The organism is Corynebacterium sp. HMSC27B11 (assembly GCF_001815985.1).
Classification (GTDB): Bacteria; Actinomycetota; Actinomycetes; order Mycobacteriales; family Mycobacteriaceae; genus Corynebacterium.
This window is the reverse complement of record NZ_KV823570.1, coordinates 22,547-38,547: the sequence shown is the minus strand read 5'-3', so window position 1 is coordinate 38,547 and position 16,001 is coordinate 22,547. Positions and strand designations below refer to the sequence as shown.

At 66.9% G+C, this 16,001-nt stretch carries 9 protein-coding genes; all 9 read right to left on the bottom strand.

Annotated elements, in window-relative coordinates; all coding sequences use genetic code 11:
• Position 1 precedes the first annotated feature (1 nt).
• Entirely contained in the window at positions 2-5,005 is a 5,004-nt protein-coding gene (pks13, locus tag HMPREF3097_RS07580; RefSeq protein ID WP_070761757.1) for a polyketide synthase Pks13, read from the bottom strand.
• A gap of 78 nt (positions 5,006-5,083) precedes the next feature.
• Positions 5,084-6,961, bottom strand: a complete 1,878-nt coding sequence (locus tag HMPREF3097_RS07575; RefSeq protein WP_070761756.1) for a FadD32-like long-chain-fatty-acid--AMP ligase — start codon at positions 6,959-6,961, stop codon at positions 5,084-5,086.
• Between the two features lie 104 nt (positions 6,962-7,065).
• Entirely contained in the window at positions 7,066-8,016 is a 951-nt protein-coding gene (locus HMPREF3097_RS07570) for a cutinase family protein (protein WP_070758509.1), read from the bottom strand.
• A gap of 25 nt (positions 8,017-8,041) precedes the next feature.
• Entirely contained in the window at positions 8,042-8,623 is a 582-nt protein-coding gene (locus HMPREF3097_RS07565) for a hypothetical protein (protein WP_070758508.1), read from the bottom strand.
• Positions 8,624-8,831: 208 nt separating this feature from the next.
• A complete protein-coding gene (locus HMPREF3097_RS07560) occupies positions 8,832-10,772 on the bottom strand; it encodes an alpha/beta hydrolase-fold protein (protein WP_070758507.1) in 1,941 nt (646 codons plus the stop codon).
• A gap of 324 nt (positions 10,773-11,096) precedes the next feature.
• On the bottom strand, positions 11,097-12,092 hold the full coding sequence (locus HMPREF3097_RS07555) for an alpha/beta hydrolase (protein WP_246821330.1): 996 nt from the start codon (positions 12,090-12,092) through the stop codon (positions 11,097-11,099).
• A 129-nt stretch (positions 12,093-12,221) separates the two neighbouring features.
• Positions 12,222-13,274: a decaprenyl-phosphate phosphoribosyltransferase gene (locus HMPREF3097_RS07550; RefSeq protein WP_070758505.1), complete on the bottom strand. Its 1,053-nt coding sequence runs from the start codon at positions 13,272-13,274 to the stop codon at positions 12,222-12,224.
• A gap of 45 nt (positions 13,275-13,319) precedes the next feature.
• On the bottom strand, positions 13,320-13,913 hold the full coding sequence (locus HMPREF3097_RS07545) for a phosphatase PAP2 family protein (RefSeq protein WP_070758504.1): 594 nt from the start codon (positions 13,911-13,913) through the stop codon (positions 13,320-13,322).
• Positions 13,913-15,997, bottom strand: a complete 2,085-nt coding sequence (locus HMPREF3097_RS07540; RefSeq protein WP_070758503.1) for a glycosyltransferase — start codon at positions 15,995-15,997, stop codon at positions 13,913-13,915. The genes HMPREF3097_RS07545 and HMPREF3097_RS07540 overlap by 1 nt, the downstream gene beginning before the upstream one ends.
• Positions 15,998-16,001 lie beyond the last annotated feature (4 nt).

The following is a 16,001-nucleotide window of genomic DNA, read 5'->3' as shown; positions in this document are numbered from 1 at the left end:
GCTACTCCTCATCCTGTGGTTCTTCGTCCGTGGCCGGGGTGTCCTTGATCACCTCGGTGAGCGCGCGGCCCACCTTCGAGATCTCGGGCTCGTCGACGATGGCGAGGTGGTCGCCCTGCAGCTGGATGACATCCAGCTCGGTGACGATCTCGCCCCAGCCGCCGTCCGGCGCAATATCACGATAAGCCGGTTCCAGCTCGATTGCACCATCGTGCATCCGCTCGGCGCGGAAGAGGGTGACCGGTACATCGACGGCCGCCCAGGCGTGGAAGTCCAGGGACTCGAGGATGCGGTTGTCCACGAAGCTGGCCCGCTGGTGCTCCAGCACGCCCGCGGGCAGCCCGAGGCTGGCGGCCTCCGGGGACTGCAACATCTCCTGGAACATCGCGAGCATGACGTCCTCGCCCTGCAGATCCAGCAGCTCGTGCGGAACCTCCATCTCGAAGCCGTAGGTCTTGTTGACGAAGGCGGCGTAGCGGTCCCAGCGGGCGTGCATCTCCTCCTTCGTATCCGGCGCCGGGTTGGCCGGCTGCACGGTGTCCAGCAGGACGATGCGCTGCACCTCGGCGCTAGGCTCGCCCGCCGCGGCGCGCTGGGCGAGCTGGAACGCGACCTCATAGGCCAGGGCCCCGCCGAAGCTCCAACCACCGAGCACGACCGGGCGGCCATCGGCCAGGGCGATGATCTCGTCCAGGTAGGCCGCGGCGCGGTCCTTCAGGCTGCCCTCGAGGCGTTCGACGCCGTAGACGGGGACGCCTTCCGGCAGGCGGCGGGTCAGCGGCTGGTAGACCACCGAGGAGCCACCGGCTGGGTGGAAGAGGAACAGGCTCGGCTTTTCGGAGCCAGCCGGGCGGGCGCGCAGCACGCGGATGTTGCCTTCGACGGCGGTCTCCAGGCTGGCGCGGACGGTATCCGCCAGGGCGGCGAGGTCCGTGGCTTCGGCGACCTGCTCGGCGGTGACCTCAGCACCGGAGCGTTCGCTCAGTCGCTCGGCGACCTGCTGGGCGGTCTCGGCGCTGATCTTCGGCAGCGGGCTGGTGACACCGGCTGCCGCCTTGCCGTTGATCTTCGCCCAGGTGGCGAAGACGAGGCGCTCGGAGGCGTCGCGCGGGGCGACTCCCCCGGTATTGACGGTGTAGTCGGTAGCGCCCTCGGCGTCGTCCGCTGCGTCACCTGCTGGCTGAGCGTCGGTCTGCTCCGGCGCCTGCTCCGCAGCTCCCGATTCACTGGTGCGGGAGGCGATCTCCGCCTCGACCATGGCGATGACGGTGTCCACGGAGCCGTCGCGGAGCTGCTGAACCTGCAGCGGCGGCAGGTCGAACTCGTACTCCACCCGGTTCTTGATGCGCATCCCCATCAGGGAGTCCAGGCCCAGGTCGATGAGCGGCAGCTCGCCCGGCAGGTCCTCAACGTCGTAGCCCATGGATTCCGAGACGATCTCCCGCAGCCGCTGGGCCACGCTCACCCCACTGTCCGGGGCCCAGCGGGCCTCGCCCTCCTGGACTTCCGGCAGGGCGTGCGCGGACTGTGTCACCGCGCCCAGCTTCTGCCCTGCGTCCTCGGTGGCGTTGGCAGCCACAGCGGCTGGTGCAGCAGCTGCCGCGCCAGCGCTTGCGGCCCCATCCAGCGTGCTGACGAAGGCCTCGCCCAGCACCTGGCCGGTGCCAGCAACGTCGAAAACCTGGAGGGACCAGCCGCCCAAGGTGCGGGTGGCGATGGTCGTGATCTCGCCGGCTGCGGGCAGCACCCCGTGGGACTGTGCCGCGCTGACGGCATGCCCCGGCGCGAGCTCGTCGGCCAGCGCCTCGGCAAGCACTTCCAGGGAGGCGATGCGATCCGCCTGTGTCGCGAAGGCCACCCGGCCGTCCGGCAGGTCCACGCGGCTGCCCGGCAGGCCCTGCGCGCCTGGGCCGGACGGGTGGGCGTCGGTCCAGTGCGGCTGTTCCACCCAGTGCTGGCCCGGCAGCTGCAGCGCGAAGTTGCGCGGGTACAGGCGGCCAAAGTCCAGATCGGCGCCCTCGGCGTAGAGCTCGGCCAGGAGATTCAGCAGCGTCTCCGCGGCCGGCTCCTTGCGCTTGAGCGCGTAGAGGGTCTTGGCGTCACCCGCGTCGTGGGCGAAGGCGATGTTCATGATCGGCATGAGCGCGACCGGGTGGGCGGAGAGCTCCACGAAGGTGCGGTAGCCGTCCTTGAACTGCTGGCCGGTGGCGTCCGAGAACCAGACCGGGTGGCGGGTGCAGTGGACGAAGTAATCCGCGTCGTGCACAGCCTCGCCCGGCTGGTAGACCTCGCCGCGGTGGACGGTGGAGTACAGCGGCGTGTGGATCGGGCGGGCGGTGATGCCGCCGATCTCGTAAAGGAGTTCGGAGAGGATCGGGTCGAGCATCGAGGTGTGCCCCGCGCCCTTGACATCCAGCATGCGGGCGAACTTGCCCTCGCCGTCCAGGTACTCAACGAGCGCGGCGACGGCTGCCTGCGGGCCGCCGACGGTGGTCATGCCCGGCGCGGCGTAGACCGCTGGCTCCACCTTGGCGAACTCCGGGTGCTCGGCGCGGAAGGTCCCCAGCGCCTCCGGGCCCAGTTCGATGACGGCCATCGCCCCGGCCTGATCGCCGGTGAGCTGACTCTCGCCCTCGCCCATGAGGCGGGAGCGGTGGCAGGCCACGATCATGGCGTCCTCCAGGGACAGCCCGCCGGAGCCGTAGGCGGCACCGATCTCGCCCAGGGACTGGCCGACGACCGCGGCCGGGCGCAGCCCGAACTCCCGCAGCAGGTCGGTCAGCGCGATCTGGACGGCGGTGATGGCGACCTGGGCGGATTCCAGGTCGAAGTTCTGCTCGTCGTCGTTGATCTTCTCCACCAGCGACCAGCCGGATTCGCGCTGCACGATCTCGTCGATCGCGGCGAGACGCTCAGCGAAGAAGCTGGAGATTGCAGCGAGCTCCTTGCCCATCTTCCGGTGCTGGGAGCCGAAGCCGGAGTAGACCCAGACCGGGCCGGTGGCAGCCGGAGAGTCCGCGGTGAAGACGGATGAGCCCTTCTTGCCCTCGGCGAGGCGCTCCAGCCCCTCGATGGCTTCGGTGGTGTTGGTGGCTCGGATGATGCCGCGGGAGCGGCCGTGGTTGCGGCCAGCGAGTGCTCCGGCGACGTCCAGCAGGTCGGCGGACTCGTGCGAGGCCAACCAGTCGCGCAGGTCGCCTGCGGCCAGGCGGCGGCGGGAGGGCAGGAATCCGGAGACCGGCAGCAGAGCGGCTGGGGTCTCGCATGCCTCCCAGTCGATCAGCGGGTGGGCCGGGTCCGTGCCCGCGGCGGCGTCCGAGCCGGCGTCTGCCTTGCCAGCGGCCCGTTCCTCATTCAGTGCGGCAGCGTCGCGCAGCTCTTCCTCGGTCGGTGCTGCGATCACCACGTGCGCATTCGTGCCGCCGAAGCCGAAACCGGACACACCGGCCACCGGGCGGCCGGAGTACTCCGGCCATTCGCGCGGATCCTCAACCACCTCGAGGCGCTGGGCGTCGAAGTCGATGTGCGGGTTCGGGCCCACGTAGTTCAGGCTCGGTGGCAGCACGCCCTCGCGCATCGCCATCAGGACCTTCATCACGCCGGCCACGCCCGCCGCGGCCTCGGTGTGGCCGAAGTTCGTCTTGGCCGACCCCAGCAGGGTCGGGTGATCCGCATCGCGCCCCGCGCCCAGCACCTCGCCAAGCGCGCGGGCCTCGATCGGGTCGCCGAGGATGGTGCCGGTGCCGTGGGCCTCCACGTAGTCCACGGTCGTCGGGTCGATTCCCGCGTCCTCGTAGGCGGCGCGCAGCACTGCGGACTGTGCCTCCGGGTTCGGCGCGGTGATGCCGTTGGACCGGCCGTCCGAGTTCACCGCCGACCCCTTGATGACGCCGAGGATGTTATCCCCGGCTGCCACTGCATCGGAGAGGCGCTTGAGCACGATCACGCCGGCGCCGTCGGAGCGCACGATGCCGTCGGCGTCCTCAGAGAAGGCGTGGATCTTGCCGGTCGGGGACAGCACCCCGGTCTCGGAGAAGGCAACGGTAGCGAAGGGGTTGGCCAGCAGATTCACGCCACCGGCGATCGCAACCTCGGAGCTGCCGTCGCGCAGGGAACCAACCGCCTGGTGGATCGCCACCAGCGAGGAGGAACAGGCGGTGTCCATCGCAACCGACGGCCCCCGGAAGTCAAAAGCATAAGAAATGCGGTTGGCAACGATGGAGCTGGAGTTGCCGATCAGGGCATAGGGGTGGGCGACCTTCGGGTCGGCGATGATGAGGTTCGCGTAGTCGTTGTTCGTGGTTCCCATGAACACGCCCACGTTGTCTCCTCGCAGCGAGTTCGCTGGGATCAGTGCGTCCTCAAGGGCCTCCCAGGTCAGCTTCAACAGGATGCGCTGCTGCGGGTCCATGTTCGCGGCCTCCAGCGGGGAGAGCCCGAAGAATTCCGCATCGAAGGACGCCAGGTCCGGCAGGTAACCGCCCGTGAGCTGCGCGTCCGCCATGCGACGAACCATCTCCGGGTTCTCTGCCCACTCGGACCAGCGGCCCTCCGGCAGCTCACCGATACCGTCCTGGTAGCTGATCAGCAGGTCCCAGAACTCGTCGGTGGTCGGGGCACCCGGGTAGCTGCCGGCCATGCCGACGACGGCAATGTCCCGCTCCCCCGGCGCCTGCTCGCCGCCCACGGCGCGCCTCTTTGCGGACGTTGCCGCCGGGGCGTTCGCCTGACCTTGGGAACTCAAGTAGTCGACGAGCGCCCCGATGGAGTTGTGCTCATAGGCCACGGTGGCGTCCACCGACAGGCCCGTCATGCGCTGCAACTCCCCCGAGAGGATCACCACGTCGCGGGATGAAAGCCCGAATTCCTCCAGTGGCTGATCGTCGCGGATCTCCGCCTCCGGGGTGTCGGTGGTCTCCGATACCCAGTTACGCAGCCACTGCCGGAGCTCTGCTTCGCTCCGGGGGTGGTCCTGCTGAGCGCGACCCACGTTATCTTCTGCCATGGTGACCGGGTGATTCCTCTCGTTGCAATGCGGCGCGTCCTAGTGAATCTTTCATCCTAACGGACGAGCCGCCTAACTCTAGTTGAACTGGCCCTGCGAGTAGGCCTTCGCCGCAACACGGCGGGCGATCTTGTTTGCGCTGGAGCGCGGGATGTTTCCGGCGTCCACGATGCGGATATCCGCCGGCTTCAGGCCGTGGATCTTGGACACGGCCGCGCGGATGTCGTTGGCCGCAATGCCATCCTCCACGGGGGAGGCCTCCGGAGTGCGCTCCGCGAGGATGACCAGACCCTCGACGTCCTGTCCCAGGTCAGCACCCGGCACCGCGAAGGCCGCGATCGCGCCGTGGCTGACGTGGGACGTCGCCGCGGCGGCCGTCTCCTCGATGTCCTGCGGGTAGTGGTTGCGGCCCGCGACGATGACGAGGTCCTTCAGGCGGCCGGTGATGAAGACCTGATCGTCAACGATGACGCCGAGGTCGCCGGTGCGCATCCAGTTATCCTCCGGCGCGTTACCCGCCCGGGAGTTCTCGGGCAGGCGGTGGTCCGCGGGGAGGTGGTTGCGGAAGGTGTAGGTGGTCTCTTCCTCGCGGTTGAGGTAGCCGGCGGCGGTGTTCTCACCGTTAGTCCACAGCTCACCGACCTGGCCGTCCGCGAGCTCCTTGCCGGTCTCCGGGTCCACGATGCAGAGGCTCTGCCAGGGGCAGACCTGACCGACGGAGGTCAGCGGCATGGCTGCCTCATCACCCTCCGGCAGCGCCACCGCGGTGCCGCCCGCGAGCTGCTCGCGGTCGAACCACTGGGTCCACGGCCGCTTTCCGGTCTGTGGGGTGGTAACCAGCAGGGAGGCCTCGGCCAGTCCGTAGGACGGACGCATCGTCTCACGGCGCAGCTGGTAGTTGGCGAAGAGGTCGAGGAAGCGCTCCACGGAGGCGTGGGTGACCGGCTCGGAGCCGTTGACCAGGCCGTCGACGCGGGAGAGATCCAGTCCCGCGAGCAGCTCCGCGTTCGCCTCGTCGGCGGGGTTGGCGTAGCGGGTCGCCAGCTCGAGGGCGAAGTTCGGGACGACGGTGTAGATGTTCTCCTCGTCGTCGCGCTTGTCGAGCTGCTTGATCCAGCGGGCTGGGTTCTGCAGGAAGTCCCGGGGGCTCATGAGGTCGAACGGGATGCCCAAGATGGAGGCAAAAGCCGCGAGGATCAGGCCCATGTCGTGGTGCAGTGGCAGCCAGCTGACGATGCGCACCGGCGGCTGCAGCTTCACGGCGATGAAGATCTGCAGCACGTTGGTGACGATGGACTTGTGCGTCAGGACCACGCCCGCTGGGGTGCGGGTGGAGCCGGAGGTGTACTGCAGGAACGCCTCGTCGGAGCTCTTCGGCGCGAGCTCCGGGTGCTTGGCCAGCAGCTCGGCCGGGTTCTGCCACTGCTCAGCGAGGCTGTCCGGCAGGGCGTCGGCGACAAGCACGCGCGGGCGCTCCGGGGCCGGGCGGTCGGCGAAGAACTCGCGGACCGCGGTGGCGGAGCGCTTGTTGGTCATGACGGCCACCGGGGTGGAGGAATCCAGCACCGCGGTGAGGTGGTCCGCGTGGCCCGGCTCGGTCGGGTCGTAGAGCGGCACCGGCACCAGGCCGGCGTACATGATGCCGAGGAAGCTGTAGACGTACTCGGGCGAGTTATTGGCGAGGATGGCCACGCGGTCGCCGCGCTTGGTGACCTGCTGCAGGCGCACGCACACGGCCTTGATGCGGGTGTTGATCTCCTCGCGGGTGTACTCGCGGAGCACGCCCTCGGCGGAGTCGTTGTAGTCCCAGTAGCGGTACAGGACCTTGTCGGCTTCTCCCTGCGCCTTAGCGGCACCGAAGAGCATCTCGTTCATGCCGGAGAGCGTCAGTGCATCGGGCACGGCAATTTGCCCGTTTTCATCGAAAAACTGCTGCATGGCGGAATTGATATCCATCGGTGGACCACCTAGTCCCTTCTCTAGAGTCACGAATAGCTGTTTTGTACCCTAAACTATTTAGGTGTGCGATGCACCACTTGAGGGTTCGTGTCTGAAGTTTTTTAGATGGGCTGCGCCACAAGGTCGCGCACCCAGTTAGTGATCCACTCTGGCGCGGTCATTCCGTCGACGACGTCGCGGTTGGTGTCGTAATGGGCATGGATACCGTTGGATCCCACCAGCTCCTTGGCCCGGGACACTGCGTTGCCGATCGTCGGTGGCGCGTCGCAGACCGTATCCCCGGCAGCACAGAAGTTCTTCACGCGGTCATTGAGCTCGCCGAAGCCATCCGGGCGCCCGCCGCGCATCGTCGCCCCCGGCACGATGGGCTGCACGAGCGCGTTCACCGCGTGCAGCGCAACCTCAGCGCCGATGCCAGTGTTTTCCTTATTACCCACCAGTTCGCCGTGCTGTGGCTCCTGTCGACCATCCGCGATCAGCGCGACACCGGCGATCAGGGAGGGATCCACCGGCCCGCGGTGGTTGCCGATATTCGACGCCAGGTCGCCGGCAATGACCGCGCCCTGGCTGAACCCGACGAGGATGAACTTCGTGGCCGGGCACTTCTCGTGCGTCGCCTGAATCTCCCCGACGGCGCGCCCCAGGCCCTGCTTGCGGGAGTCGTCGTAGCTCATCTCGTGCTGTGCGTTGAAGTTCCGGAACTGCGCGGTATAGGGCACCGTGTGGATCTTCACGCGCTCCGGGTCGGTCTGCTCCTGCAGCGGTTGGGTGACGTGCAGCAGCAGGGAGCGGGGATTGGCAGTCGGATGTACCGGGTCGTCGTCCGCCTTGGACTCCCAGGTACCGGGCAGGGCGACGACCTCGTAGTCCACACACCCCGGCGGGTTCGGGCTCGCCTCGCGGCCCGGCTTCCCAGAGCCCTCGTGGGAGCCGGGTCCGCCGAAGCCACCCTTCCCATCGGTACCCAGCCAGGAGCCGATGCCGGCGATGATGAGCACCAGGAGCACCACCAGGCCGATGATCGTCACGGTTTTGCCGATTGGCTTGCGCATTATTCTTCTTTCCTCCCGGCCGCGCTTAGCGGCAGAGGTTTTCATCCGCGGCGGTGCGCAGATCCTTCATCATGGATTCGAACTTCTGGGTGAGGGCGTCGTCCCCCTTGGGTGGGTCGACGAGCCCCTGGGCGAGCATCTGACCGGCCGCGACCCCGATCAGCGGGGTATCCGATTCGCGGCAGTGATGGTAGCCGGCAGCGATGATCTGCGACTCGACTGCATTGCGGCTCGCCTCGTCCACCTTGTCGAAGTGCACGCCGGACTTCTCCAGAGCCGCCAGGAAGCTCTCCTCCTCCTCGCTGCGGTCGTCGCCCTCGGGGACGTCCTCCACTTCCTCGACGGCGCCGTCCTGCGCACCCTTGCCGGTCGCACCGTGGTCGCCGGAGGACGCGTCCTCATCCTTGGAGTCGTCCTTGTCCTTGCTCTTATCGTCGCCCTTGTCCGGCTTCGCGGACGCGGAGACGCTCGGCACGGCGGTGTTATCGGCCTGCTCCGAGTTGTCGACGGTGCTGCCCGTGCCACATGCGCTGGCCGCGCCGAGGAGGGTCAGGCTCGCCAGGATGGCCAGCGGCCGCCGCATCGTTGGGAGGCTGGTCTTTCGCACAGTGCGCTTCCTTTCCATTGGCGCCGGAATTCGGCGGGTCAGCCATATTACGACCCCGCCGGGGCTGGGGCTAGTAGCCAGGCGCGGTGAACGGATTGACTAGTTAAAACGATACCGGGCACCGGGGAGAGCGCTGGCGCACGCGCCGCCCCTCCCGGTGCCCGGTCTGCCGGGGTTCATTATCCCGGCCCCGCCCTATGGGCGAGTGTTACTTCTTGACGATCCTGCCGTTAACGTGCTGGATCTCGCCATTCTGGAAGCGCACGACCTCGCCGCCCGCTGGGATCGCGGTCTGGTCAGCGATCGGCAGGCCGTACTTGCCCTGCTCGTGCTTCTCCTCGCCCCAGGCGTCGAAGATCGCGCCCTTGTAGATGATGTGGGCGCCGGTCTTCGGGGACCAGTAGATGTAGCCGCCGGTGAACTCGGAGAACTTGCCCTTCTTGTTCGGCAGGTCCATCTCGCCGGTAACCGGGAAGCCCAGCTTGGACTCCGGACCCTTGGCAGCCATGTACTTCTTGGCGATCTCGCCCTGGACGTACTGGGTCTTGCCGTCCTTGTCGCGGGTGATGACGCCGTTCTGGAAGCGCTGCACCCAGCCGTCCCCGACCTTCTCGGCGTTCGCCACTGGGTAGCCGAGCGGGCCGTTCTCGTAGCCCTTCTCGCCCCAGGTGCGCATGATGTCCTTCTTCACCGCATAGGCGCCGGTCTCGTGGGTCCAGTAGATGTTGCCGTGTTCGAACTCAACGAAGCGGCCGCGGCCGTTGGAGATCTCGTGTTCTTCGCTCTTCGGGTAGCCGAGCCAGGAGTGGGTTGCGCCCATTTCCACGTAGCGGGCACCGATGCGGCCCCACAGGAAGTGGGCGCCGGTGTCCGGGTGCCAGTAAGCGCGGCCGGAGCGGTAGTCCTGGACCTTGCCGCCGCGGGCGGCGTCGTATTCGCCGGAGACGCAGGCGCCGACCTGGGCGCCGATCTGCGGGTTAGCCTTCAGCGCATCGCCGATCGCACCGCCAGCAGCGCACTGGGCGCCACGGTCATCCTCGGAGAGGGAGAGTGCATTAGCGATCTGTGGCCACGCCTGGGTCATCTCGAACTGCCAGTACGGCCAGTTGTGGATGCCGGAGTTGCGGAAGTGGGCTGTAACCTTCACGCCCTTCTTCTTGGCCTCCTTGAGGAAGGTCTGGGTGGTCAGGCGGGACATGACCTCCAGGCCGATACCGGCCGGGCTGTTCTCCCCCGGGTTGCCCGGTGTGCCGTTACCGGCGGAGACATACACGGACATGTCCTTCAGCAGGCCAACACCCAGCTTCGGGTCGTGCTCGTACCAGTCCTTGGAGCCGAACGGACCCCACATCTTCTGCGCGTCGTAGCCGCCGCCGTCCTGCGTGGCGTAGGCGATGCCCTGCGGCATGCCCGGGGAGGTGGTGTCCAGGTAGCCGGAGAAGGAACCGACGAACTTCCACATCTTCGGGAAGCGCTGCGCGAGGTTCATCGCCGCGGTGCCACCCATGGACAGGCCGACGATCGCGCGGTCCTCGGTGCTGCGCCAGCCCTCGCGCAGGACAGCCGGGAGCTCGTTGACGAGGAAGCTCTCCCACTTGTAGTGCTTGCCCTTGTCCGGCTGCTGCCAGTCGGTGTAGAAGGAGGACTCGCCGCCGACCGGGAGGACGACGTTGACGTTCTTGTCCGCGTAGAAGTTCGCGATATTCGTGGACAGGGTCCAGCCGGACTCATCCTCGCGGGCGCGCAGGCCGTCGAGGGCCCAGACGGTCGGGAACTTCTGGTTCGGCTTGGAGTACCAATCGCGGGCCAGCAGGATCTGGACCTTCACCGGCTTGCCCGGCATGGCGGCAGAGTTGATGTAGACATTCGCCCAGCGGTCGGTGATCCACTCGACCTTGTCCACGGACACGCCCTCCGGCAGGCCCGGGAGGTTCTGCTCGGTCACGCGCACCGGCTCGCGTGCCGGAACGTTGTCGGGCTCAAGGTAGCCAGTGCCGGAGCCAGGGCCGCTGGAGCCAGCCAGGCTACCGGCAGGGCTCTGCGCGTTGGCAGCTGGCATCAGCGGCAGGGCGAGAGCCGCGGCCAGCGGCAGGGCAAGCGTCGCCTTCCCCAGACGGGACGGGCGGGGGAGTTTCGCAGCAATGCGCATGTGTTTTCTTCCTTGTGTCCTTATGAACGTCAATAAAACAGCCGAGATCCAGGCTGGTAGCTCCCGGTCGAAGCGGGTTCCCCTCCCGCTTCGGCCTGGGTTTCTCGCCAGCCTCAATAGCCACAAAGCCTAAAGCTTCACTTAAGGCTTAAGCTTACTGTTTCGTTAGGGCTTGTAAAGCACACTCGACGGCAACTCGCAGAAAAGTTTCCGAGACGCAAAGAAAGGGGCGCTTCCTCGATGGAGAGGAAGCGCCCCTTTTCTATAGAGCCAGGGTGTTCAACCATTCACGGGAGAACACGATCCCATCAGGCTCGAACCGGACTAAGCACCCAGTGCGCGCAGGATGTGCGGGCGAGCCTTGCTGAGCTCGGCGCCCCAGTTATTCCAGTTGTGAACACCGACAGGGCTGTAGCTGACGACCGGGTTAATGCCAGCGCCGCGCGCAGCCAGCTCAAACTTTCCGGTCGAGGTGCGGGAGAAGAACTCCAGCATGACCGCGCTAGCTCCGACAACAGGGTTGTTCACGAAGTCGATATCCGGCGTCGGGCCACCAAGGGAAGCCGAGAGGTACATCGGCATCCCCTGCAGACGGCCGACATTCAGGGTCGGGTCGTTACGGAAGCGACCCGGGCTCGCCGGCGGACCCCACATGTTTTCAACGCGAGCACCCGGACCGGAAGAATCCTTCATCGAGTAGTCCATCGCGAAGTACATGCCCGGGAAGGTCGGGTTCAGGTAACCAGACATGGAGGTCACCTGCTTGAACTGGTTGCGGTGCCACGCGGCAAGATTCATCGCGGCCATCGCACCCATAGACAGGCCAACCACGGAGTTATTGGTGCGGGAGACGCCAAACTCGCGGGCCAGGTAATTCGGCAGCTCACGGGTCAGGAAGGTCTCCCAGCGCGGCTTACGCGGGCCATTGTTGCCACCCCAGTGGCCTTGCCAGTCGGTGTAGAACTGACCCTTGCCACCGACCGGCATAGCCAGGGTGACGTTGTCGTTGACGAACTTGCGCGGAGCATGCCCCAGCTCCACCCAGTCGCTGTAGTGCTCTGGAGCACGCAGACCGTCCAGGAAGTAGACACCGGCACTGCCGCCACGGGAGGCAGCCTGGATCTGGACCTTGATCTTCTGGCCCATCGACGGCGAACTGACCCAGCAGTCCTGCACGTAGTACTTGTACGGGGACCAGGTGCAGCCCGGGCGCAGCACGCCACGGGTATCGGCCGATGCCTGCGGAGCAACGACGGTCGCCATGCCGAGCGCAGTAGCGATGGCCACCAGCACTGCTGTGAGGCGCTTGCCCATAACCATGGAGCTCATTTTAAGGTTCATGAAAAATCCCTCAAAGACGAATAACTAACGGCATGACGTTATCAAATCTTTATCTGAAACGCCATGCCGTTCGTATGAAAACTTTTGCTTTGAAAACTCTCTTGGATACTAGAGGGCCGGGACCACGTAAACCGCGATGCCGATCGTCACCAGCCAGGCCAGCGCCAACACCTGCAGAGCGCGGTCGTTGAGCGCGATTTCATCCGGCGCCCCGCCGTCGCCGCGGTCCACATCAGCCGCGTAGCGCAGGATCGCCACCGTGAATGGAACCATCGAGATCTGGTACCACACCGCGGCCGCACCGCTGACCTGCTGGGAGAGATCAAAGCCCCAGAGCGCGTAGCTCAGCACCACGGCTGTTGCGGCCAGCGTCCACACGAAACGCAGGTAGGTCGGGGTGTAGCTTTCCAGAGACTTGCGGATCTTCGCTCCCGAACGCAGGGAGAGCTTCAGCTCCGCGTAGCGCTTACCAGCCGCCATGAACAGGGAACCGAAGGCCGCGACCAGCAGGAACCACTGGGACAGGATCACCCCGGCCGCCACGCCACCGGCCATCGCGCGCAGCATGAAGCCGGAGCTGACCAGGGCGATATCGATCACCGGCTGGTGCTTCCAGCCGAAGCAGTAACCCAGCTGCAGCGCGATGTACACGGCCACGACGATGGCCAGCCCAGGCCCGGAGCTAGCCAGGAAGGACCCGCCCACCGCGAGGGCGATGAGCACCACCGACATGATGTAGGCCAGCGAGACCGGCAGCACACCAGCAGCGATCGGCCGGAAGCGCTTCGTCGGGTGCTGGCGGTCGGCCTCGACGTCGCGGGCGTCGTTGATGAGGTAGATGGAGGACGCGGCGAGGCAGAAGGCCACGAAGGCGATGAGGATGTCCAGCAGCACGCGGCCCTGGAAGATGACGTCCCCACCGGCCGCGACGGGCGCGGCGACGACCAGGACGTTCTTCACCCACTGCTTCGGACGCAGCGCCTTGATCATCCCGTCGAGCAGGTTCTTCGGTGGCTGCAGCTTCTCCGCCTCCACCGAGGTGCTCGTCTTCGACGCGTCATATTCCGTGCCCTCGTAGCGGCGCGCCGTCGCATCCGCCGACTCAATGCCGGAGGTGTGGGGCTCGCCGCCGAAGAAGGATTCTGGATCCCGATTGCTCACTGTTACGCGTCACTCCCTGTGGAAAACAAGTGTCTTTTCAACCCGCTAGGCACCGCGGCCGCTCAGCCGCTGCTTCAAGCGGGGGACGATCGTCTTCTGAACCGCCTTGCTGGTCGTCAACCCGATAAGCGTACCGACGATCACGTCGCTCGGGTAGTGCACGCCCAAGACTAGGCGGGAAAAGCCCATCGCGGGAACGCCCGCTAGGGGCGCCTTCTTCCCGGTCAGGTCCGCCATGCTCACCAGCGCCGCGGTGGAGCTGGTGGCGTGCGAGGAGGGGAAACTCAGCTTGGACGGGGTGCCCACGCCGATGCGAATCGCCGGGTCGTGCGGGCGGGGTCGGCGCACGATGCGCTTGATGATCACGCTCGCAGCGTGCGCGATGAAGGCGGAGACACCCACGCCCAGCCACTCGGCCCGGCGCGGCTTATCCGCCGTGGCACCCGCTGCGGAGACTGCGAACCAGCCGAGTGCGTGCTCCCCGAAGTGGCTCATACCGCGCGAGATGCGCTGCACCGAGGCCAAGCTGGAGCCGCTCCCCGGCTCGCCGATCGCGTTCTGGATCGCGACCAGCGCGCGGGTCTCACCGAACGGATCCCCCACGACGCGACCGGCGGTCTGAGAATCCTGCGTGACCATTAGGCACGCTCCTTCTTCGGCGCCAGATCGGAGTCCTGGCCGGCCTTGGCCAGCTCGGAGTCCGGCTCGAAGATCTGCGCCCAGCCCTCGAGGCTCGTCAGGTACGGGTGCGCCTCGCGGTAGCGGGTGCGCAGCTCATCGAAGCGCTCCGCGACCTGCTTCTGCAGGCGCATGGACTCGCGGGCCAGTTCCAGCATTTTGGCGCGGTCGCGCTTGCGGTAGACCACTCCCCGACCGTCGGCGGTGGTCACGGTCGCCCCGTCCACACGGGAGAGGCTGAACCACCGGGCCTCGATCGGCGGCAGGCTGACCTGCGGCACCTCGTGGTGGCGCTCGTCCGCCGGCTTAGCGTTGTTGATCACAGCCTGAGCCAGCGTCTTGACCTTTGCCGGGATGCTCAGCGGGATGCGGGTGAGGTTGCGCGGCCCGCCGGATGGGTGAGGCAGCTCGGAAGCCGACGGGATCACCACGGCATCCGGGTAGCTCTTGCGCAGCGCGTTGATGCGCGGCAGGGAGGTGTCCAGGATGCTGAACAGCTGCTCCGGGCCGGCCAGGAAGTCCTTCATCGCCTCATTCTGGATGGCGACGGTGGAGTACTCCAGGCACAGCAGGTGCTTGGCGGTGGCCTTCGCCATCGAGGTAATGATGCCGCGCGGGCTGCCCTCGTGCTGGATGGCGGCGACGATGAGGCGGTTGCGCAGGTGGAAGTAGGCCTGCCAGTCGATGGCGTCGTCCTTATCGGACCAGGCCATGTGCCAGATCGCGATGCCTGGCCAGGAGGCGGTCGGGAAGCCGGCGTCCTTGGCACGCAGGCCGAACTCGCCGTCGTCCCACTTGATGAACAGTGGGAGCGGCTGGCCGATCGTGTCCGCGACGACGCGCGGGATCATGCACATCCACCAGCCGTTGTAGTCGACGTCGATGCGGCGGTGCAGGTCCCGGGAGTCGATCTCCTCGCCGGAGGCGTTCTTGCCGTAGGAGCCGCGGTCGCGCAGCGGGTGCTTGTAGAAGTCGTGGTCGTAGTGGGTGTGGGGTGCGGCGGTCCACATGAAGGAGCCGCGGTCGATGACCTCACCCATGGTGTGCAGGTGGCTGCGCTCCTGCAGGTTCAGCATCTGGCCGCCGATCAGCATCGGGGAACGCGCGTAGCGGGCAGCCGCCAGGGAACGCAGGACGGAGTCCGGCTCGATCTGGATGTCGTCGTCCATGTAGAGGATGAACGGGCTGGTGGTGCCGCGCTCGGCGTGGCGGGCCTCGTACATGATGCGGGAGTAGCCGCCGGAGCCACCGAGGTTGCCCTGCTGCACGATGCGCAGCTTCTCACCGAAGTGCTCGCTGACGGCCTGGAAACCGGGCTCGTCGGCCGGGTGCTTATCACCCTGATCTGGCATGATGACCGCGTCGATGACCTTGCCGACCTCCGGGTCGGAGGCCAACGCCTCGAGGGCGGCGACCGCATCGGCCGGGCGGTTGAACGTCGGGATGCCGATGGTGACGCGTGGCTCGGCGGCGGGCAGCTTGTCACCCGGGTTCAGGTGGGTTTCGGCTGCGGTGTCGGCGTCGCGCACGACGGCCGGGGACTGCAGGATCTGCCCCTCGGCGGGCTTGGTGGCGTACCAGCCGGCGGAGTGGACGGTGGTCTCGGACTCGCAGGTCAGGTCGAACCAGATCCAGCCGCCGTCCTCGAAGGGGGCCAGGGAGACGGTGAACTCCGCGGTGCCGCGCCCCTTCTCGTCGACGTCGACGTCCGCGCCGGTCACGGCGATGCGGGAACCGTCGATCTTGGAGCGGTAGATGTCCACGCGGGCCTCGCCGGTCAGCTCGATGCGCAGCTGAACCTCGTCCAGCTGGGACCAACGGCGCCAGTAGGAGGCGGGGAAGGCGTTGAAGTATGTCTCGAAGGAGATCTCCGCGCCGGCCGGGATGCGGCACTCGGTGCGGGACAGCGCGGTGACGCGGCCGGTGGTCGTGGACTCGTTCTCCACGATGTAGAGGCTGCGGACGTCGCGCGGCTCGCCCCGCTTCGGCAGGATGATGCGGGCGAGGCGAGTATCGTCAAAGTTTTTGCTGGAGTGTCCAGTCATATGA